Source organism: Phenylobacterium sp. RIFCSPHIGHO2_01_FULL_69_31 (assembly GCF_001824475.1).
In the GTDB taxonomy this organism is placed as follows: Bacteria; Pseudomonadota; Alphaproteobacteria; order Caulobacterales; family Caulobacteraceae; genus Phenylobacterium.
Genome location: NZ_MHXN01000028.1, coordinates 39,418 through 58,217, shown reverse-complemented (window position 1 = coordinate 58,217; position 18,800 = coordinate 39,418). Strand labels below are relative to the sequence as shown.

Annotated in this window: 26 protein-coding genes; 12 read left to right on the top strand and 14 right to left on the bottom strand. The window is 67.8% G+C overall.

Going from position 1 to position 18,800, the window contains the following annotated elements; translation table 11 throughout:
• Window positions 1–38 precede the first annotated feature (38 nt).
• Entirely contained in the window at window positions 39–635 is a 597-nt protein-coding gene (locus A2790_RS14440) for a hypothetical protein (RefSeq protein ID WP_293393006.1), read from the top strand.
• 21 nt (window positions 636–656) lie between these two features.
• Here A2790_RS14440 and panB read toward each other — a convergent pair whose 3' ends face one another.
• The 5 genes from panB to A2790_RS14415 form a co-directional block, all read right to left on the bottom strand.
• Window positions 657–1,484: a 3-methyl-2-oxobutanoate hydroxymethyltransferase gene (gene panB, locus A2790_RS14435; protein WP_293393003.1), complete on the bottom strand. Its 828-nt coding sequence runs from the start codon at window positions 1,482–1,484 to the stop codon at window positions 657–659.
• Window positions 1,485–1,489: 5 nt separating this feature from the next.
• Window positions 1,490–1,864: a hypothetical protein gene (locus tag A2790_RS14430; protein ID WP_293393000.1), complete on the bottom strand. Its 375-nt coding sequence runs from the start codon at window positions 1,862–1,864 to the stop codon at window positions 1,490–1,492.
• Complete coding sequence (locus A2790_RS14425; protein WP_293392998.1) at window positions 1,857–2,444, bottom strand: sigma-70 family RNA polymerase sigma factor; 588 nt, start codon at window positions 2,442–2,444, stop codon at window positions 1,857–1,859. Before A2790_RS14425 ends, A2790_RS14430 begins: the two co-directional genes overlap by 8 nt.
• 25 nt (window positions 2,445–2,469) lie before the next feature.
• The gene (locus A2790_RS14420) at window positions 2,470–2,850 is read right to left on the bottom strand and encodes a DUF6249 domain-containing protein (RefSeq protein WP_293392995.1); all 381 of its coding nucleotides are present in this window, start codon (window positions 2,848–2,850) and stop codon (window positions 2,470–2,472) included.
• A 172-nt stretch (window positions 2,851–3,022) separates the two neighbouring features.
• The gene (locus A2790_RS14415) at window positions 3,023–3,370 is read right to left on the bottom strand and encodes an ArsC family reductase (protein WP_293393295.1); all 348 of its coding nucleotides are present in this window, start codon (window positions 3,368–3,370) and stop codon (window positions 3,023–3,025) included.
• A 13-nt stretch (window positions 3,371–3,383) separates the two neighbouring features.
• On the opposite strand from A2790_RS14415, the gene A2790_RS14410 reads away from it, so the two are divergent.
• Window positions 3,384–3,638: a DUF2164 domain-containing protein gene (locus A2790_RS14410; RefSeq protein ID WP_293392993.1), complete on the top strand. Its 255-nt coding sequence runs from the start codon at window positions 3,384–3,386 to the stop codon at window positions 3,636–3,638.
• Here A2790_RS14410 and A2790_RS14405 read toward each other — a convergent pair.
• Window positions 3,628–4,173: a 2'-5' RNA ligase family protein gene (locus A2790_RS14405; RefSeq protein WP_293392990.1), complete on the bottom strand. Its 546-nt coding sequence runs from the start codon at window positions 4,171–4,173 to the stop codon at window positions 3,628–3,630. The two genes, A2790_RS14410 and A2790_RS14405, sit on opposite strands and share 11 nt — an antisense overlap.
• Window positions 4,174–4,268: 95 nt before the next feature.
• On the opposite strand from A2790_RS14405, the gene A2790_RS14400 reads away from it, so the two are divergent.
• Window positions 4,269–4,649: a DUF3597 family protein gene (locus tag A2790_RS14400; RefSeq protein WP_293392987.1), complete on the top strand. Its 381-nt coding sequence runs from the start codon at window positions 4,269–4,271 to the stop codon at window positions 4,647–4,649.
• 50 nt (window positions 4,650–4,699) lie between these two features.
• Window positions 4,700–5,212 (top strand): peptide-methionine (S)-S-oxide reductase MsrA, encoded by a 513-nt coding sequence (gene msrA / locus A2790_RS14395; RefSeq protein ID WP_293392984.1) that lies wholly within the window; start codon window positions 4,700–4,702, stop codon window positions 5,210–5,212.
• Between the two features lie 2 nt (window positions 5,213–5,214).
• Here the strand turns inward: msrA and A2790_RS14390 are convergent, their stop codons facing one another.
• Window positions 5,215–5,988, bottom strand: coding sequence for an SDR family NAD(P)-dependent oxidoreductase (locus A2790_RS14390; RefSeq protein ID WP_293392981.1), 774 nt, complete (start codon window positions 5,986–5,988; stop codon window positions 5,215–5,217).
• Window positions 5,989–6,236: 248 nt separating this feature from the next.
• The gene (locus tag A2790_RS14385) at window positions 6,237–7,007 is read right to left on the bottom strand and encodes an alpha/beta hydrolase (protein ID WP_293392978.1); all 771 of its coding nucleotides are present in this window, start codon (window positions 7,005–7,007) and stop codon (window positions 6,237–6,239) included.
• Window positions 7,008–7,533: 526 nt separating this feature from the next.
• On the opposite strand from A2790_RS14385, the gene A2790_RS14380 reads away from it, so the two are divergent.
• Window positions 7,534–8,295 (top strand): DUF2243 domain-containing protein, encoded by a 762-nt coding sequence (locus A2790_RS14380; RefSeq protein WP_293392975.1) that lies wholly within the window; start codon window positions 7,534–7,536, stop codon window positions 8,293–8,295.
• Window positions 8,295–8,972, top strand: coding sequence for a DsbA family protein (locus A2790_RS14375; protein WP_293392973.1), 678 nt, complete (start codon window positions 8,295–8,297; stop codon window positions 8,970–8,972). The genes A2790_RS14380 and A2790_RS14375 overlap by 1 nt, the downstream gene beginning before the upstream one ends.
• Here A2790_RS14375 and A2790_RS14370 read toward each other — a convergent pair.
• The 6 genes from A2790_RS14370 to A2790_RS14345 are packed head-to-tail and all read right to left on the bottom strand — an operon-like array spanning window position 8,969 to window position 12,737.
• Window positions 8,969–9,835 (bottom strand): methyltransferase domain-containing protein, encoded by an 867-nt coding sequence (locus A2790_RS14370; protein ID WP_293392970.1) that lies wholly within the window; start codon window positions 9,833–9,835, stop codon window positions 8,969–8,971. The two genes, A2790_RS14375 and A2790_RS14370, sit on opposite strands and share 4 nt — an antisense overlap.
• Before the next feature lie 58 nt (window positions 9,836–9,893).
• On the bottom strand, window positions 9,894–11,150 hold the full coding sequence (locus A2790_RS14365; RefSeq protein ID WP_293392967.1) for an FAD/NAD(P)-binding oxidoreductase: 1,257 nt from the start codon (window positions 11,148–11,150) through the stop codon (window positions 9,894–9,896).
• Window positions 11,140–11,610, bottom strand: coding sequence for a DUF6691 family protein (locus tag A2790_RS14360; protein ID WP_293392964.1), 471 nt, complete (start codon window positions 11,608–11,610; stop codon window positions 11,140–11,142). The genes A2790_RS14365 and A2790_RS14360 overlap by 11 nt, the downstream gene beginning before the upstream one ends.
• Window position 11,611: 1 nt before the next feature.
• Complete coding sequence (locus tag A2790_RS14355) at window positions 11,612–12,046, bottom strand: YeeE/YedE thiosulfate transporter family protein (RefSeq protein WP_293392961.1); 435 nt, start codon at window positions 12,044–12,046, stop codon at window positions 11,612–11,614.
• Between the two features lie 5 nt (window positions 12,047–12,051).
• Window positions 12,052–12,375 carry a rhodanese-like domain-containing protein gene (locus A2790_RS14350; protein ID WP_293392958.1) on the bottom strand — a complete coding sequence of 108 codons (324 nt, stop codon included), beginning with the start codon at window positions 12,373–12,375 and terminating at the stop codon, window positions 12,052–12,054.
• On the bottom strand, window positions 12,375–12,737 hold the full coding sequence (locus tag A2790_RS14345) for a metalloregulator ArsR/SmtB family transcription factor (protein WP_293392955.1): 363 nt from the start codon (window positions 12,735–12,737) through the stop codon (window positions 12,375–12,377). The genes A2790_RS14350 and A2790_RS14345 overlap by 1 nt, the downstream gene beginning before the upstream one ends.
• Window positions 12,738–12,812: 75 nt before the next feature.
• Here A2790_RS14345 and A2790_RS14340 point away from each other — a divergent pair, with 75 nt between their 5' ends.
• The 6 genes from A2790_RS14340 to A2790_RS14315 are packed head-to-tail and all read left to right on the top strand — an operon-like array spanning window position 12,813 to window position 18,755.
• Entirely contained in the window at window positions 12,813–13,724 is a 912-nt protein-coding gene (locus tag A2790_RS14340; RefSeq protein ID WP_293392952.1) for an MBL fold metallo-hydrolase, read from the top strand.
• Window positions 13,725–13,736: 12 nt separating this feature from the next.
• On the top strand, window positions 13,737–15,497 hold the full coding sequence (sulP, locus tag A2790_RS14335; RefSeq protein WP_293392949.1) for a sulfate permease: 1,761 nt from the start codon (window positions 13,737–13,739) through the stop codon (window positions 15,495–15,497).
• On the top strand, window positions 15,494–16,264 hold the full coding sequence (locus A2790_RS14330; RefSeq protein ID WP_293392946.1) for an MBL fold metallo-hydrolase: 771 nt from the start codon (window positions 15,494–15,496) through the stop codon (window positions 16,262–16,264). The genes sulP and A2790_RS14330 overlap by 4 nt, the downstream gene beginning before the upstream one ends.
• 42 nt (window positions 16,265–16,306) lie before the next feature.
• Window positions 16,307–16,837, top strand: coding sequence for a DsrE family protein (locus A2790_RS14325; protein ID WP_293392943.1), 531 nt, complete (start codon window positions 16,307–16,309; stop codon window positions 16,835–16,837).
• Window positions 16,837–18,135, top strand: a complete 1,299-nt coding sequence (locus A2790_RS14320; RefSeq protein WP_293392940.1) for an alpha/beta fold hydrolase — start codon at window positions 16,837–16,839, stop codon at window positions 18,133–18,135. The genes A2790_RS14325 and A2790_RS14320 overlap by 1 nt, the downstream gene beginning before the upstream one ends.
• Window positions 18,132–18,755 (top strand): class I SAM-dependent methyltransferase, encoded by a 624-nt coding sequence (locus A2790_RS14315; protein ID WP_293392937.1) that lies wholly within the window; start codon window positions 18,132–18,134, stop codon window positions 18,753–18,755. Before A2790_RS14320 ends, A2790_RS14315 begins: the two co-directional genes overlap by 4 nt.
• Window positions 18,756–18,800: the final 45 nt, after the last annotated feature.

Here is an 18,800-nt window from a genome sequence, read left to right as displayed (position 1 = left end):
ACCTGGAGCGGAGTCGAGAGGTCGGGGGAGAAGCGCGGATGTCGGGGAAAGGCTCGGGGTTTCGCCGTGCGGACGGGCGCCTGGCGGTCCTGCTGGCCTCGGCCCTGCTGCACGGCGCGCTCGCCATCCTCCTCCTGCGCCACCTCTCGCAACCGCCCGCGCCCGTCGAGGGACGGGCTCTTCAGGTTTCGCTCGTCCCGATGGAGCGGTTTCGAAGGGACCGAGCCGAGCCCGACCGACCGCTATCCGTGCGCCGCGACGGGCGGCCCTCTTCGCGCGCGCAGCCCGACCTGGCGCCCCTCTCCATCGCGCCGGGGCCGCCGGTCGCGGGTGTCCCGTCTGACGCGCCAGGCTCCGATGGGATGCGGACGCTCCGCGGCTTGGCCGGTTGCGCCCACCCGGCCCGGCTGACCGCCGAAGAGCGGGAGCGCTGCGAGACGCGCCGCTGGGCCGGGAGCGAACGCGGCGCCGGGCGGCTGAATCTCGACCCAGGCGGCCGCTATGTAGAAAATCCGGAGCCGTACCTGGTGCGCAAGCCGAAGAACGGCTGCCGCGTCCGCGCCACGGGCGACGTCGATCCCATGGGCGACAGCGGGAACACGCGCGCCGGCGTCGGCTGCGCGTGGTCGTTCTAGCGGCGTGCGGCGGCCAGGCGGTTATCCGGCCTTGGCGAAGTAGATCTCCGCGGGCCCCGGAAAGCGGCGCTGGCGGACATCGTCGGCATAGCCCGCGACAGCCTTGGTGATTTCGCCACGAAGGTCGCCATAGCGGCGGACGAACTTGGGCGTCCAGTCGAACAGGCCTAGCATATCGTCGGTCACCAGGATCTGTCCGTCGCACCCGGCCGAGGCGCCGATCCCGATCGTGGGCACGTCGATGGCGCCGGTGATCTCGCGGGCCAGACCTTCGGCCACCCCTTCGACCACCACGGCGAAGGCACCCGCCTCGGCGGCGGCGCGCGCATCCTCCAGGATGCGGGCGCGCTCGTGGTTCGTCTTGCCCTTGGCGCGGAAACCCCCGTCGACCATCACGGCCTGAGGGCGCAGGCCCACATGGCCCATGACGGGGATGCCGCGCTTGACCAGATAGTCGATGTTCTCGGCCACCGCGGGACCCGCCTCAACCTTCACGGCGTTGCAGCCGGTCTCCTTCATCACCCGCGCCGCATTGGCGTAGGCGACCTCGGGCGAGCCCTCGTACGAGCCGAACGGCAGGTCGACGACCACCATGGCCTTCCGCGAGCCGCGCATGACCGCCTGGCCGTGCAGGATCATCATGTCCAGGGTGACGCCCACGGTATTGGGCAGGCCGTGAACCACCATCCCGACGCTGTCGCCCACCAGGAGCAGGTCGCAGTGGTCGTCCAGGATCTCGGCCACCGGGGCGGTATAGGCGGTGAGGCAGACGATCGGGACCGCGCCCTTGCGAGCGGCGATATCCGGCGCGGTCAGGCGTCGGACGGTCTCCTGGCGTTGACTGGACACTTAGCTCAGAGCTCCTCGAACACCCGCGCGACGGCGAAACCCATGGTCAGAACCGCCACGCCGACGGCGATCCACAGTCCATAGCCGCCCGACAGGGCAGACACCATGTCGGAGGTCGGGGTGACGCGCGCAAGGCCCTGGCTGATGACGCGCGCCGACTGCTCCGCCGATTCCACCTGCTGGAAGACGTTCGACATCACGAGCTGGCTGCCGCCGATGACGCCGCCGGCCATACCGGAGGCGCCCAGCAGCCAGCGCCGCGCGGTCCAGCCGCGATTGAGCCTCTGTTCGATGCGCTGGGTAAACGCCTGGGCGTCGGGCAGTTCGGGCGCATCGGCGAACAGGCGCTCGAGGCGGCGTTCGAAGTCGAGCTCAGCCATTGCCCTGCCTCCCTTCCAGAACCGCGCGGTCGGCCGGCGCCAGTCGCGCTCTGAGCTTTTCCAAACCACGTTTGACATGGGACTTGACCGTTCCGAGCGGCAGATTCAAGGCGTCCGCCGCCTCGCCATGGGACAGGCCGGCGCCGTAGCACATGGACACGCACAGCCGCTCGGCCGGCGAGAGGCCCTTCAAGGCCTCGTCCAGGTCGATGCGGTGGTCGGCGTCCCCGGCCCCCGTATCGATCTCCTCGATCGAGCCATCCTCGGCCGCGAGGGCGCTCAGGCGCTTTTCCCGCTGCAGGCGGCGCAGGTAGAGCCTGGCCGCGATCTTCTTCACCCACCCCGCGAATGTCCCTTCGCCGCGGAACTCGGCGATCCGCTCGAACGCCGCGAGGAAGGCGTCCTGGGCCACGTCGTCGGACAGCGCCGCCTGGGCGCCCATCCGGCGCAGCAGATGGCGTACGCTGGAGCCGTGACGACGCACCAGCTCTCCGAAGGCGCGCCGCTCGCCCGCCGCGGCGTAGGAACAGAGTTCCACGTCGTGAAGGCTGGCGAAGCTCGATTGTCTGGCGCCCGGCATGGGCATGATCCCCCGTCGGCGCGCCTTAAGACTTGCTCTTGTTCAGCAAGCCGAGGGCGATGAAGGCTAGGCCGATGAAGGTCGGGAAGGTCGCCAGGCCCAGGCACGGGAACAGGGCGTCCGGCTCCTCGAAGCTGATCACCGCGCCCAGGGCCGCGAAACCGACACCGACGCCCAGCCAGATGATCCCGGTGCGCAGGTCACGCTGGGGCGACGGCGTCAGGCCGGGGCTGCGGACGTTGCTCGACATGGCGTCGATCACTTCCGGCGGCAGGGGCTGGCCCTTCTCGATGGCGATACGCAGGGTTTCCGCCACCTTCTGGCGCTCCTGGCTCTTGAAGTAGCGGGGCGCGATGACCAGCGCGGCGATCATCGCGAAGAACCCCAGGGGGATCAGGATTTCCATTCGTTGTTCTCCTCTCCAGGTCGGCGGGCGCAGCGGCCCGTCTCTGAAGGTGAGAGACCTGGGCGCGGGCCAGCAGATGCAAACGTGAGGATGAAACCTTATCCATGATTCCGGTGGGCGGACCGGACCCCTGCCCTTCATGGCCCCGCTTGATGGCGGCTTTTCGGCGGCGTCAGTCGCTGAGCTGGGCGTAGGTCTCGGGCCTGAAGCCCACGTACAGCTTGCCGCCGTGGGCCAGCACGGGCCGCTTGATCATCGAGGGCTGGGCCAGCATCAGCGCGATCGCCTTCGCTGCGTCGATGTCCTGGCGATCCGCCTCGGGCAGCTTCCTGAAGGTCGTGCCGGCGCGGTTGAGCAGCACCTCCCAGCCCAGCTGGCGCACCCATCCTTCCAGCGTCGCCCGGTCGATCCCGTCCTTCTTGTAGTCGTGGAAGTCGTAGGCGACGCCGGCCTGGTCGAGGAAGGTCCAGGCCTTCTTCATCGTGTCGCAGTTCTTGATGCCATAGAGCGTCGCGGCCATCGTGGTCTCCAGCATGTCCAAGATCGAGCTGCCCAAAGACACTCGCGACCAGATCGCCAAGGCGCTCAGCCGCTATCTGAAGGACGAACTCGACCTGGAGGTGGCGGGATTCGACGCGGTGTTCCTCACCGACTTCATCACCGAGCACCTCGGGCCGCACTTCTACAACCAGGGGCTGGCCGACGCCCAGGCCCTGCTGGGCAAGAAGCTGGACGAGATGGCCGACCTGATCTCCCAGCTCGAAAAGCCGGTGAAGCTCATCCGTTGAGCGGGATGCGCCCCACCACGTCGTAACGCCCTTCGCCGTGGACGGCGTGGATCAGGACGAAGTCGGTGACGGTCCAGGTCACGGGCTCGACGATGGTCTCGGGGACTTCGGCCCGGTCGTAGGCCAGCGTCATGTGCGGGACGATCTCCACCTCGCGGCGCGGAGCCATGTCGCGCCGGCGCAGCGCCCGCTGGATCGTCGAGTACAGCGCGTTCACGCCAATGACCCCCTCGTCGCCCGACAGCACGAGCGGCGGCGGGTCGCCCGACGGCCAGGTCACGAGCCGGTTGAACGCCACCGCGAACGGCCGCGCCTCCACGGCCGCGACAGCCTCCAGCGCCTTCTCGAAGACCGGCGTCGGCGGCCGCTTGAACTCGCCGATGGGGTTGAGCGAGACGTGCAGGCGCGCCGCGGGCACGGGCTTGGCGGACAGGCGGCGTCTCGCTCGCACGCTCTCCCACCGCGCGAGCGCCTCGGCGGCCGCCTCGGGCGGGGGCTGCAGGGCGAAATAGACGACGTGTTTGCCACGGACCATGGCCCCTGAATGCCGGGTCCGTTGATCCATGCCAAGGCGCAGGCGGTGGAACCGGGCGAAACGCGCGGGTGTTCCGCGACCAGCGAGAGAGCCCCATGAGCCTGATGCACCGGATCGTCGAGCGTATCTTCCACGGCGACAACGGGCTTGCCCCCCGCGACTGGGCCAAAGCCGCCGAGGGCGGGGGTCACCAGCCTCCGCCGCGCGAGCGCACCGCCATGGCGCCCCCGTCCGACGTGGCCTTGGTCCTCAGCGCCCGGGCCGAACGCGAGGGGCAGGGCGACGACTGGCGGCGGTCCCTGGACGGCCTGCTGGAGCTGCTGCACCTCGACAGTTCGCCGGAGGAGCGCGCGGAGTTGGCCGCCGACCTCAATCTGGAGCCCGATGCGGCGCGGGACGACGCCGTCCTCTATGAGGCCCTGATCCAGCGCCTCGCCGAGAATGGCGCTGCGGCGCCCGAAAGCTTCTACAAATAGACCCGGCCGATCCCTATCTTCCGGCCACACCCGCCGCAGAGGATTCCGCCATGACCGCCAAGACCGAAACCGCCATCCTGGCCGGGGGCTGCTTCTGGGGCGTGCAGGACCTGCTGCGGCGATATCCGGGCGTGATCGCCACCCGGGTCGGCTATTCCGGCGGCGACGTGCCGAACGCCACCTACCGCAATCACGGGACCCACGCCGAGGCCATCGAGATCGTCTTCGATCCCGCGGTGATCTCGTTCCGGCAGCTGCTGGAGTTCTTCTTCCAGATCCACGATCCGACGACCCTGAACCGCCAGGGCAACGATCTCGGCACGAGCTACCGCTCGGCGATCTTCTACACCAGCGAGGAGCAGAAGCGGGTCGCGCTCGACACCATCGCCGACGTGGACGCCTCCGGCCTCTGGCCCGGCAAGGTGGTGACCGAAGTGACCGCCGCCGGCCCGTTCTGGGAAGCCGAACCCGAGCACCAGGACTATCTGGAGCGGATCCCCAACGGCTACACTTGCCACTTCATCCGCCCGAACTGGAAACTGCCGGTCCGGGCGACCGCCTAGGCTCAGCGCCCGCCCTGCCCGTCATCGACGCGGATGACCGTGCCGGTGACGGCCTCGGACGCCGGGCCGACCAGGTACAGCAGCGTCGAATCGAGCTGGGCCGGATCGCCCAGCCGCTTGCGCGGGAAGTGCTGGGTCATGTCGCCGACCCGGGACAGCATGCCGTCCATCATCTCGGAGGCGAAGGCGCCCGGCGCGATGGCGTTCACGTTGATGTTGTAGCGCGACCACTCCACCGCCAGCACCTCGGCCGACCGGGCGACCGCGGCCTTGCTCACGGAATAGAGCGCCGCGCCGCCGCCGGCGTAGCTGAACGCGGCCACGGAGGCGATGTTGACGATCCGGCCGGGCTTTTCGGCCGCGATCAGCCGGCGGGCGACCTCGCACGCCAGGATGAAGGGCGCCCGGACGTTGACGTCCAGCACCCGATCGATCAGCTCCAGCGACATCTTGTGCGCCCGCTGGGCGTCTGGAATGCCGGCGTTGTTGACCAGGATGGTGACCGTGCCGAGCTCGGCCTCCGCCTTGGCCACCGCGGCGACGAGCTGGTCCGCGTCCGTGGCGTCCATCTCGATCGGCAGCGCGGTCCCGCCCGCGGCGCGGATCTCCGCGGCCAGAGCCTCCAGCTTGTCGATCCGGCGCGCCGCGATGGCGACCTTGGCCCCCTGGCTGGCCAGCACCCGGGCGAACCGGTGGCCCAGACCGGACGAAGCCCCGGTGACCAGCGCCACCTGGCCGGTCAGGTCGGTGGAGGCGTTCGGCAGCGGAAATGACATCGGCGGATCCTTCGCAAGCGCCCGACGGGCGAAGCGTGATGGTCGCCCGGCCTGACGCGGCGTGAGTCCAGGCCAGTAGGCGACAGTTGAAACCTGTTCCCACTCGTCACGTCCTGGGAAGTTCCGGCTCTGCAAGGCCGAGCACGCCGGTCGCGTCGGCGCGTCGGGGACGTTCCGAGCACCTGGCTTCCGGGGTGTCGGTCACCGGCCACCCCGGCGCCGAACGCGCGACTCGCTAACTGTAGGGCTCAGCCAGCGACGGGCCGGATCTGAACGGCCCGCTCGAGAACCTGACGGATGACGTCTGTGACGAGGTCCGGCTCGGTTATTTGTGGGAAATGGCCGCTCCGCGCCGCTGTAACCTGCCAGCCGTCGGGCGAAAGCTGAGCGAGGCCAGCCTGCCGTTCCGCCCGGCCTTCGCGGAAGGCGCGCGGGGTCGTCCAGCCTCGGCTCCTGGCGCCCGTGATCACCGCCACCGGGATCCTCAGGGATCGGATATCGGCCACTTCGTCTGCGATCGCCGCAGCGATCGCGGTCTCCGACAGTGGGTGAACGCGGCTAAGGTGGCCCAGGACCTGCTCCACCCGTACCATCCAGCGGGGCTTGTCGATGCTGCCCTGGCGTATGTCACCCGCTGTGGCGCCTTCGATCAGGACAAGACCTATGACCTGCGCGGGCGCATCGCTCGCCCACTTCAGGGCATGCAGCGCTCCGAACGAATGGCCCACGAGCACCAACGGCCCACCCACCCCGGCGTGCAGGAGGAGAGCCTGCGTGTCAGCTATCACCGCAGCTGAGGTCTGTGGCTGACGCGGTGGGTCGCTGCCCCCGACGCCGGGCCGGTTGTGGGCAAAGATCCGCGACATCCGGACCAAATCGGGGAAGATCCGCCACCAAGCTTCCACGGGCCCCCCGGCGCCGTTCAAAAGGACCAGGGTCGGCTCCCCGGCTCCTTCCAGAACGAACTCGAAGGTAACCCCGTTGAGTCGCGCCCTGCGGGTGGGGGGAAAGTCCTTCAACAAAGTCTTCTGGCCTGTTCTGCCTCGCTGTCAGCGCCTGGCATGGCTCCGACCGCAGCTTCCTCGACGGCGTGCGCTCCCGGTCGCGGGACCAGATGCCGGGATTCACTCCCACTCGATTATTGCCGGGACCCGTAAATCTTTGATCGGGCAGAGCATTTCGACTCACAGAGAAGTGAATACCGTCTTTGATACCGTCAGAATCTTTGGCTGGCGGATTGACGATGCAGAGTCACATCAGCAACCGGCTAGGGCGGCTCCCCTGCTCGTAAGCGCAGGCTAGCAGAGTCCCGTTCTCCAATCAGCCCCCGTCTCAGCAGGACCCCGAAAGGTCTGCAGCGGGTCCCAGTGACGCTGCGGCAGCCAGTTCGCGATCGAGCTACGCGGCGCAGAGCGGCCGCGCTTGCGACTGGCCCTCGATTGGCTCGGCCCATACCCCCTGCACCAGCCACGCTATCCCTGCCGAACAACGGCCAGGCGCGGAACCACAGCAACCTCCTACAGTTGAGCCGCAAGGAGGTGTGCCATGTTCAAATCACCCTGGACGCGCTGGGGCGCCGTTCTCGGCTTTGCGCTGGGTGGTTTCTTCGACGGCATTCTGCTTCACCAGATCCTGCAGTGGCACCATCTGTTGAGCCTTGTTCCTGGCATGGCCGACATGCGCCTGCAGGTGCTGTGGGACGGCTACTTCCACGCGCTCATGTACGTCATCGCGGCAGTCGGGCTGTTTGGCCTCTGGCGGGCGCACAAGAGCGGGCAGCAAGGGTGGGGGCGGTCGCTCTTCGGCGCAGTTCTTGTCGGCTTCGGTATCTGGCACATCGTCGACAGCGTGGCCTCGCACTGGGTGCTTGGCATCCACCGCATCAAGCTCGACAGTCCTAATCCGCTGATGTGGGACCTCATCTGGTTCACCGCGTTTGGCGTCGTACCGCTCGTCATCGGCTTCTTGATGCTGCGGGGCTTCCGGTCGGGCCGACCGAGAATTTCCGGCTCCGCGGCTGCTGTTCTCCTGCTGGGGCTCCTTACCGGAGCAGCCGGGGCCTGGTCGCTTAAGCCCCCGCGCGACCAGCCCTTCACCACTGTCGTGTTTGCGCCGGGAACGAACGAGGGCCGGGTCTGGTCTGCGCTTTCGGCGACAGACTCGCGCCTGGTCTGGGCCGACGCATCTATGGGCGTGATCGTTGTCGCCGCTCCGGCCGATCAGCGCTGGTCCTTCTATCGGCACGGAGCCTTGCTTGTGAGCGGCTCCGGCGTGCCCGCTGGCTGTTTCAATTGGAGCCGCGTCTAATGAGCGATGAGCCGAAAGAGCCCCTTGAGCTCACCTACTATTCCGACGTGCTGTGCGTCTTCGCCTACGCCAGCGAGGTGAAGCTCAAGGCCCTCCAGGAGGCCCACGGCAGGCACTTGAAGATCACGCGGCGCATCTGTGACAGCTTCGGCGACACGGCCAAGAAGATCGGTGAGGGCTGGCGGGAGAAAGGCGGCTGGGAGGGGTACGCCGACCATGTCTCGGAAATCGCCGACCGCTTCGACCACATCGCGCTCCATGGCGACGTGTGGCGCAAGGTGCGGCCTGCCAGCTCCTACAGCGCCCACCTGTTGCTCAAGGCGCTCGAGGTCGCCGGAGCCGACGAGCAACGGCTGGGGAACGCCGCCTGGGCATTGCGCGAGGCCTTCTTCGCCGGCGCGGCAGACATCGGCCGGTGGGATGTGCAGCGTGACGTGCTGAGGAACGCCGGCATTCAGCTCGACGCTGCGGAAGCGGCAATCGGCGACGGCCGCGCCTTCGCAGCGCTCGCCGCAGATCTTACGGCGGCCGAGGAACAGAAGATCGAGGGCAGCCCCTCGTTCGTGCTGCCCGATGACCGGCAGAAGCTCTACGGCGATGTCGGATTCCGCATCCTCGACACCAATGTCCGCGAACGGCTGCGGCGGCCGGAGGCCGGTGAACCGGCCTGGTGTTAGCCAGGCTCCCAAGCCGAAGCGCGGTTCGCCGTCACGATCCATGTCGCCGCCGGCAACAGAACACCGTCGCGTCTCACGTAAGGGGTGAGAGCTTCACGAACGACACGGGAAACGGTGCCGAGTTGTTGCGGCGTCTCGCGAAGCATCGCACCGAGCGGGCCCACCTTAAGCGCCATCCCCACGGCCTCGTCGAGGTCGCGGCCCAAGACGATATCCGTGTCGAACGGACTGATGCTGATGTTCGTGTAGCCCCCTTGGACAAGGATGGCTTCGATGCGCCGCGCGTCGGCAAAAGCGAACGGCCCCGGCGCGCTCGGATCGCCAGAAGCGGCGGGCGGGAGGTGCTGCAGCCCTGCGTTCCGCGGGACCGCCATCCAGGCGTTCTCAGCCAAGCTGCGCCAGCAGACAAAGCTCAGGCGCCCACGTAGCGCCAACCCTGAAGTCAGATTGCGGAAAGCTGCCGCCGGATCGGCGAAGAACATGACCCCGAAGCGCGAGTAGAGAGCGTCAAAGGCCTCGGTTTCAAAGCTGTAGCTTTGAGCATCAGCTTCGAGAAACTCGAGCTGCGACTCCATGCCCTCGGGCACCCGTCGCCGGGCCACATCGAGCATGGGCCGCGACACATCGATCCCGGTGACCTGCCCCGTTCCGCCGACGGCCCGCGCAAGGGCGAGGCTGGAGTGGCCGCAGCCGCAGCCGACATCCAGCACCCGATCGCCAGGTTGCAGCGCCAGGGCCTCCATCGCCGCATCCCCCAACGGCGCGAGCTGCCGGTCGAGTCGATCGTTCAGCGCGGCCCAAGTCTCCCCGGCTCCCGCGTTCCAGTAATCGATCTGCGCTTGGTTCGGTGCGTCGGAACTCATACCCGTCTTCGATTCAGTTGTGCTGGCTTTGACCACCTGAACCTCGCCGGCGTCACGCTCAAGCGGCGACGGGACGAGGCTTCGCCAGCCACTCACGCCCCTTCAGCATGAGATCAAAGTAGATCCAAGGCAGGAGCTTCGCCTTGAGAACCCAGGCGCTTCGACGGGACCGCGTGGGATCCCAGGGGAAGCTGGGCATCAAGCGACCGCCGTAGCCGAACTCCGCAAGGATCACCTTGCCGCGTTCCACCGTCAGAGGGCACGAGCCGTAGCCGTCGTAGGCCACAGGCAGCGGGCTGCCCTCCAGGTGCGCCAGGATATTGCGAGCCACGACCGGGGCCTGTTTGCGCACGGCCGCGGCCGTCTTGGCGTTGCTCGTGCCGGCGACATCGCCGACCGCGAATACGTCGCGATATCGAGGGTGTTGGAGAGTTTCCGGGTCGACGTCCACCCACCCCGCCGCGTCGGCCAACGGACTGGCGCGCACCACTTCGGGCGAACGTTGTGGAGGCACCACGTGCAGCAGATCAAAGCTCCGCTCCTCAAGCCGCGGTGGGCTGTCACCACTCCGAACCTCGAAGGTCGCGCGGCGACGCGGGCCGTCGACAGCCTTCAGCGTTGACTGAAAGTGGGTCTGGACGCCGTACCGTTCGATGTAGCGGTTGAGCGGCCCGACAAACTCCGGCACGCCGAAAAGCACCGGGCCCGCAGCGTGGAATTCCACCGCCAAATCGCCGAGCACGTCCACCCGTCGCCAATGATCACAGCTGAGGTACATCGCCTTTTGAGGCGCCCCGGCGCACTTGATCGGCATGGCCGGCTGAGTGAAGAGCGCCCGACCTCGCTTCAGGGCCTGCACCTGACGCCAGGTGTTGGGCGCCAGATCAAACCGGTAGTTCGAGGTCACGCCGTTATGGCCGAGCGTTTCCTTCAGGCCGGGGATTTGGTCCCAATCGAGCACCAACCCTGTCGCCACGACGAGCACGCGATAGCGCAGCGTTTCGCCATCCGTGGTCAGCACCTCGTTCTGGTCCGGCCGGAATTCCGCGGCGGCGCCCCGCAACCAGCGCACGCCGGCGGGGATGCAACTCGCCATCGGCCGGACGGTCCTGTCCGCTCGGAACGCGCCGCCACCCACCAGGGTCCAAGCCGGTTGATAGTAGTGGGTTTCGGACGGTTCCAGTATGGCGACGTCGAGCCGCTTGTTGCGCCGACGCAGGCTCGCAGCGGTGGCGGCGCCGGCCGCACCGCCGCCGACGATAAGAACATCGACGACATTTGAGACAGGCTGAGTGGGTTTGAACTTAGCGGGCACGGACTGGCGCCTTCTCTGAAACGGTTTGAGGTCCCCGTGAGACCAGCTTCGCAGCGGAGCTGGAGAGGAACAGGCCGAGGCCAAGGGCGGCGATGAAACCAACGAGTCCGATGCTGGGCGCTGTGAGGGAGGCGATGGCGGGGCCCGGGCAATAGCCGCCGAGCCCCCAGCCGATCCCGAACAGCGCCGAGCCGATCCACAATGGGCGCTCGAGGCGTCGGTTGGTCGGCAGCACGAAGCCCGGCTCGAGCAACGGACGGCTCCGCCGCCTGGCGAGCCAGAAGGCCATCGCCGACACGGGGATCGCCGATCCCATAACCAGCGCGAGGCTGGGATCCCAGTGGCGGGTCACGTCGAGGAAGTTGAGGACCTTGTGCGGGTTGGTCATCCCGGCGACGGCCAGGCCTGCGCCGAACAATAGGCCGGCGGCGAGCGCCGACAGGATCTTGGCGAGGTTCATGTCATCCCCCGAACAGGTGGCGTCCGACAGACGCGGTGAGGAAACCGAAGGCCATGAATACGCCGGTGGCGACGATCGACCGGGGCGACAGGCGCGAGACGCCGCAAACGCCGTGGCCGCTGGTGCAACCATTGGCCATGCCCGTGCCGAGCCCCACCGCGAGGCCGGCCACGATGAGCAATGGCAGGCTCGCCGGCGACGGCTGAATGAGCGATTGGCCACTCAGCTGGCTAGCGACGACAGGACCAAGCAGCAGACCGCCAAGGAAGGCGAAGCGCCAGGCGCGCTCGGACGTCGGCGTGGCCTTGCGGAAGGCGCCGGAGATCATGCCGCTGACGCCGGCGATGCGACCCAGCGTGTGGAACAGAACCAAAATTGCCGCGCCGATCAGCAAGCCGCCGACTAGCGCGGAGATGGGCGTGAATTCGGTTGGCATGGCTCCTACTCCGGATCAGTCACAGGCAGCCCTTGCGAGCGCCAGGCGTCGATGCCGCCCTCGAGCAGATAGGCCTCGCACCCGTTGACCTTGCTGGCCAGGGCGGCGGCGTTCAGGCCGGTGCGGCCACCACTCTTGCAGTGGAAGATCACCGGCTGCCCGGAAGGGGCGGGGATCTCGCAAGCCTGCAGCGCCGACAGGGGTGCATGAGCGGCGCCCGGGATGACACCCGATTGCCGCTCGGCGGCTTCCCGGATGTCGACGAGCAGCGCACCGTTTTCCAAAAGAGCGGCGGCGGCGGCGGGCGAAATGGTCTTCGGGGTGGTCATCAGGTTTGCTCCAGATCGCTGCCCAGCGTGGGGCAGAAGATGTCCTTGAGAACGGCGAGGAGCCGCGCGGCGCGGTCGTCGCACACGCGGTAGTGAAGGGTCTGGGACTCACGCCGGAAGGTGACGAGGCCGTCTTCCCGCAGGCGCGCCAGATGCTGCGACAGCGCCGACTGGCTGAGGGCGATCCGCTCGCCAAGCTCGGTCACCGTCATCTCGCCGAAAACCAAGAGGTGACACAGCACCAGCAGGCGATGCTCGTTGGCCAGCACCCGCAGGAACTGCGCCGCCTCCGCGGCATGAGCCTGAAAGTCGGCAACGGAGAGGCCGTCAAACGGTTGGGTGTTGGAGTCCGGCTGCATCATGCATCCCATATATCAGACTTGCCTAATTTAGGAAGTGCTCATATATGTGTCAACACGCATGACGAGGAGCCAGTCGTGACCTCCAATCTTCAGATCCGCGCCTTCTTCGACGAGGCGACCAAGACCGTCACCTACCTCGTGTGGGATCACACGAGCCGCGATGCAGCCGTCATTGACCCCGTCCTGGACTTCGATTTCGCCTCCGGCGAAGTCGACACCCGCTCTGTGGAGCAGGTGCTCGCCGCGGCTAGAGAGCTGCAGCTGAAGTTGTCTTGGGCGCTGGAAACCCACGCGCACGCCGACCACCTGAGTGGCGCGCCCTACATCAAGGCGAAGACCGGCGCCCGGATCGGCATCGGGGAGCATATCCGCGAGGTGCAGAAGATCTTTCGGCCGATCTTCAACGCCACCGACCTCAACCCCGATGGCGGCGACTTCGACCGGCTCTTCACCGATGGCGAACGGTTCCGCATCGGCGAGCTCGAGGTGGAAGTGCTTCACGTGCCCGGCCACACCCCCGCTGACGTGGCCTACCGGATCGGCGACGCCGTGTTCGTCGGCGACACCCTGTTCATGCCGGACTACGGCACCGCCCGGGCAGACTTTCCCGGTGGGGATGCCCGGCAGCTTTATCGCTCGATGCGGCGGCTGCTCGACCTGCCGCCTCAGACCCGACTGTTCATGTGCCACGACTACAAGGCGCCCGGCCGCGACACCTATGCGTGGGAGACCACCGTCCAGGCCCAGCGCGAGCAGAACGTGCACCTTAAGGACGGGGTCACCGAAGACGCCTACGTGGCCATGCGTGAGGCGCGCGACGCCACCCTCTCGGCCCCAGCGCTTCTGATGCCGTCAATCCAGGTCAACATCCGAGCTGGTCGGTTCCCGCCCGCGGAAGCCAATGGCGTCCACTACATGATGGTGCCGGTGAAGGTGAAGGACGCGAGCACGGCGCCAGCCGTACTTGGCGACACCGCGGCGCGATAGGTCGGATCGGCTGTGTCGCTCGCCCGCTACTTCCCGATCCTCGACTGGGGCCGGCGCTATGACCGGGCCACGGCCGCGAGCGACCTGCTGGCCGCCGTGATCGTCACGATCATGCTGATCCCCCAGTCGCTGGCCTATGCGATGTTGGCGGGCCTGCCGCCGCAGGTCGGGCTCTACGCCAGCATCGCACCGCTTCTCGCTTACGCAATCTTCGGGACCAGCCGGACCCTGGCGGTGGGCCCGGTGGCTGTCGTCTCGCTGATGACGGCCGCCGCTGCGGGCAACGTGGCGGCCCAGGGCACGCCAGAGTACCTGACGGCAGCGATCGTGCTGGCGCTGCTCTCCGGCGTCTTCCTGCTCCTGCTCGGCGTCTTCCGCCTCGGATTCCTGGCGAATTTCCTCAGCCACCCGGTGATCTCAGGGTTCATCACCGCCTCAGGACTGCTGATCGCCATCAGCCAGCTCAAGCATCTTCTGGGGGTGAACGCCGAAGGCGACACCGCCATTGAGCTGATCGGCGGTCTGGCGCGGCACGCCAGCCAGGTCAATCTTCCGACAGCCGTGATCGGTATCACGGGGCTGGCTTTTCTCTTCTGGGTTCGCAAGGGGCTGCAGCCGCTCCTCCAGCGCATCGGTTTGCCGGCGCGGGCCGCAGGCATGATCGCCAAGGCTGGCCCGGTGGTCGTGGTCGCCGCTTCCACCCTGGCGGTGTGGGCCCTCGGCCTGGAGCAGGCTGGCGTGCGCACTGTCGGCGAAATTCCAGGCGGCCTGCCGAGCCTGGCCCTGCCGGCCTTCAAGATCTCGGACTGGCTGGCGCTCGTGGGGCCGGCGGCGCTCCTGTCCATCGTCGGCTTCGTGGAGTCGGTGTCGGTCGCCCAGACGCTGGCGGCCAAGCGTCGGCAACGCATCGATCCCGACCAGGAACTGGTGGCGCTGGGGGCCTCGAACCTCGGCTCGGCGTTCTCAGGGGGTTTCCCGGTTACCGGCGGCTTCGCCCGCAGCGTCGTCAACTTCGACGCCGGGGCGGAGACGCCCGCCGCCGGCGCCTACACGGCCGTCGGCATTGCGGTGGCGACCCTGTTCCTCACGCCGCTGATCCGCGACCTGCCAACCGCCACCCTGGCGGCGACGATTATGGTGGCGGTGCTTTCACTGGTGGACCTCAAGGCGCTGTCGCGCACCTGGCGCTATTCGCGGGCCGACTTCGCCGCCATGGCCGCGACCATCCTGCTGACCCTGAGCATGGGCGTGGAGGCCGGGATCGTGGCCGGCGTCGGGTTGTCGCTGGCGCTCTATCTCTATCGGGGCTCCAAGCCGCACGTCGCGATCGTCGGCCAGGTCCCCGGCACCGAGCACTTCCGCAACGTCCTGCGCCACGAGGTGCAGACCGTCCCTGGCATTGTCACTCTTCGAGTCGACGAAAGCCTCTTCTTCGCCAACGCCCGCTACCTCGAGGATACCGTCTATGAGCTGGTCGCTGAGGACAAAGCCCTACGCCACCTGGTGCTGATGTGCTCGGCGGTCAACGAGGTCGACGCCAGCGCGCTCGAGAGCCTCGAGGCGATCAACGCGCGCCTGAAGGACGCCGGCGTCACCTTCCACCTCTCCGAGGTGAAGGGGCCGGTCATGGATCGGCTGCAGCGCTCGCACTTCCTCGAGGACCTCACCGGTGAGATCTACCTCTCGCAACACGAGGCGATCGCCCAGCTGAAGGCCCGACTGGAACACGAACGGCCCTTTGATCCCAAGGCGCACATGGGAGCCCACATATGATCTTCCGACAGCTCTACGAGCCGGAGTCCTCGACCTACACCTACCTGTTCGCAGACCCGCAGACCCGGGAGGCCGTGCTCCTTGATCCCGTTATCGAGACCGTCGAGCGCGATCTGGCGGTGCTGCAGGAGCTGGAGCTGACGCTCGCCTGCACCCTCGACACCCACATCCACGCCGACCACATCACCTCCGCCTGTCGCCTACGAAGCCTCACCGGCTGCCAGGTCGTCTATCCCGCGATAGACGCCCTGCCGTGCGCCGACATCGGGGTGGCCGAGGACCAGCCGTTGAGGGTCGGCGGACTGGTCTTCCAACCCCTTTTCACGCCCGGCCACACCGACACGCACCACAGCTACCTTGTGGAGGTCCCGGGGGTTCTGCGCGTGTTCACCGGGGACGCCCTGCTCATCGACGGCTGCGGACGGACCGACTTCCAGAACGGCGATGCGCCCACGCTCTATCGGTCTGTGACCGAGAAGATCTTCAGCCTTCCGGGCGATACCCTGGTCTATCCCGCCCACGACTATAACCACCGCCACGTTTCGTCCGTGGCGCAGGAGCGCGAGCGCAACCCGCGTCTCGGAGCAGGGCAGACATTGGACAGCTTCGTCCAGATCATGGCCGACCTGAACCTTCCCTACCCCAAGAAGATGGACATCGCCGTTCCGGCCAACCGCCTGTGCGGCGACTGCGGCGAGGCGACCGAGCGCGCCGTGCGTGAGATCGACAGCAAGTCCTTCCAGGGCGCGCCCATAAGCCGGCCTTAAGTTGGCGGGACTTCAGACCTGGGGGCGATCATGGGAGTTCGTATGAAACTGCTGACCCTGTCCTTGATGGCCGCGGCCCTCGCCAGTTCGGCTACCGCCCAGACGGCCCCCCTCGTCCCCGGCTTCGGAGCCGTGGCGCCGGTTATGGACGCCCACGAGCGGCCTGATCCCGGCCGTGAGTACAAGGTGGTCTTCGACGTCTCCAAGGGCGCCACGGAGAGAGATAAGCCGGCGGCCGGGCTCGAGCGGGTCGCGCGCTTCGTCAACATGCTCGGCGCCGGCGGTGTCCCGGCGGAAAAGCGGCGGATCGTGGCCGTCCTGCACGGCCCAGCCACTGAGGCGGTGATGACCGACGCGGCCTATGGCCTGCGCCATGGCGGCGCGAAAAACCCCAATGGCGCGTTGATCGCGGCCCTTGAGCGGGCCGGGGTCGACGTCCGCGTCTGCGGTCAGGCGCTGGCTGGCCAGAAGATCGCCCGTGACGACGTCTTGCCGGCGGTGCAGGTGGACCTGGCGGCCCTCATGACGGTCACTCACCTGCAGTTCGCCGGCTACGCCCTGGTGGTCAGCTGATGGCCAGCCAGACATCGCCCGGGTCACCGGCGAGCACTGAACGGTTCGATTTCGTAGGTTCGGCCGGTCGCAAGCTGTCGGGTCGCCTTGAGCGGGCCGCCGGCCGTCGCCGCGGCGCGGTGCTGTTCGCGCACTGCTTCACCTGCGGCAAGGCCGCGTTGCCGGCTGTTCGGATCTCCCGCGCCCTCGCGGGCCGGGGCTTCGACGTGCTGCGCTTCGATTTCGCAGGCATCGGCGAAAGCGAAGGCGACTTCGCCGAGACCACCTTCTGCAGCAACGTCGAGGATCTAGAGGCCGCAGCTCGCGCCATGAGCGAGGCAGGCATTGCTCCTGACGTCCTGGTTGGACACAGCCTCGGCGGCGCGGCGGTGATTGCCGCGGCCGCATCGCTCTCCTCCATTCGCGCGGTGGCGACCATCGGTGCGCCCGCGGACCTCGAGCATCTTCTAGGCCTGCTAGGCTCCGCGCTCCCCAGGATCGAAGCTGACGGTGCGGCCGAGGTCGACCTGGGCGGCGTCCGACCGGCGCGGGTTGGCCGACCCTTCGTCGAAGCACTGCGCAGCCACGATTTGGCTCAGGACGTACGCGCTCTTGGACGGCCTTACCTCGTGCTTCAGGCGCCGGAGGATCAGATCGTGACAGCCGAGAACGGCTTGCGGCTCTTCACCCTCGCGCAGGGCGCCAAGAGCTATGTGTCGCTGGACGGCGCCGATCACCTGCTGTCCGACCCCGCCCATGTCGCCTACGCCGCCGAGGTGCTCTGCGCCTGGTCAGGCCTCGAGGCGCCCGCCGCCCTCGCGCCGGAGCCGAAAACCGGCTGGGTGGACGTCTCCGAGACCGGCGCGGGCGGCTATCAGGTGGAAGTCGCCACGGCCGCTGGCCGCTTCCTTGCGGACGAGCCTGAAGATGTCGGCGGCTTGGGATCCGGCCCCACACCCTACGAGCTCATGTCAGCCGCGCTCGGCGCCTGCACCGCCATGACCTTGCGGATGTATGCCAGCCGCAAGGACATGGCCGTCGGCCCCGTCGCGGTGCAGGTGGCGCACGCCAAGACGGAGGGGCGCGACAGGTTCGAGCGAAGACTCCTCCTGCCACCGGACCTGCCAGAAGCTGAACGGCAAACCCTCAAGCAGATCGCCGAGAGGTGCCCGGTCCACCGCACCCTCACAGGCGGAGCCGAGGTCGCAACACGGCTGACCAGCCCCGCGCCCCAGAGCGGGCGCGCCGAGCACCTGCAGGCCGTGGCCGCCGCCTTGGAAGACGACTTCGCTCCGCCGGCGACGGGAGAGGTGCAATGACGTCACTCTATGACCGTTGGATCCTTCCTGGGCTGCTGAAGGCCGCCTGCAGCGCCCCGGCGATCGCCGCACAGAGGGCCAAGGTCGTGCCCCTCGCGGAAGGCCGCGTGCTGGAACTCGGCGTAGGCATGGGCCTGAACCTGGCGCACTACAAGGTAGCCAACGTCAGCGAAGTGATCGGCGTTGATCCATCGCCCGAGCTGCGCGCCCTAGCGATGTCCGCGCCGCGTTCGCCCGCCCTGTCCGTCCGGGTCGAGGACGGGAGCGCCGAGGCGCTGCCGCTCGACGACGCGAGCGTCGACACCGTTGTCTGCACCTTCACCCTCTGCTCGGTCTGTGCGCCGCCTGCCGCTCTGGCCGAAGCACGACGCGTCCTCAGGCCTGGCGGGCGCCTGCTGTTCTGCGAGCATGGCCTCTCCCCTGACCCGCGTCAGGCGGCGTGGCAGCGGCGGATCGAACCTTTGTGGAAGCGGCTCGCGGGCGGGTGTCACCTGACGCGACCGGTCAGCGGCCTGATTGCCGATGCCGGCTACACATTCGAGCGGCTTGAGCGGCGCTACCTTCCGAAAGTCCCTAGGATCGCCGGCTGGTGCGAATGGGGCTCAGCGAGGCCAGTCTGAGGAGAGGAGTGCGGTCGCTCTTCGGCTTGTGGCCGGCAACGCCCA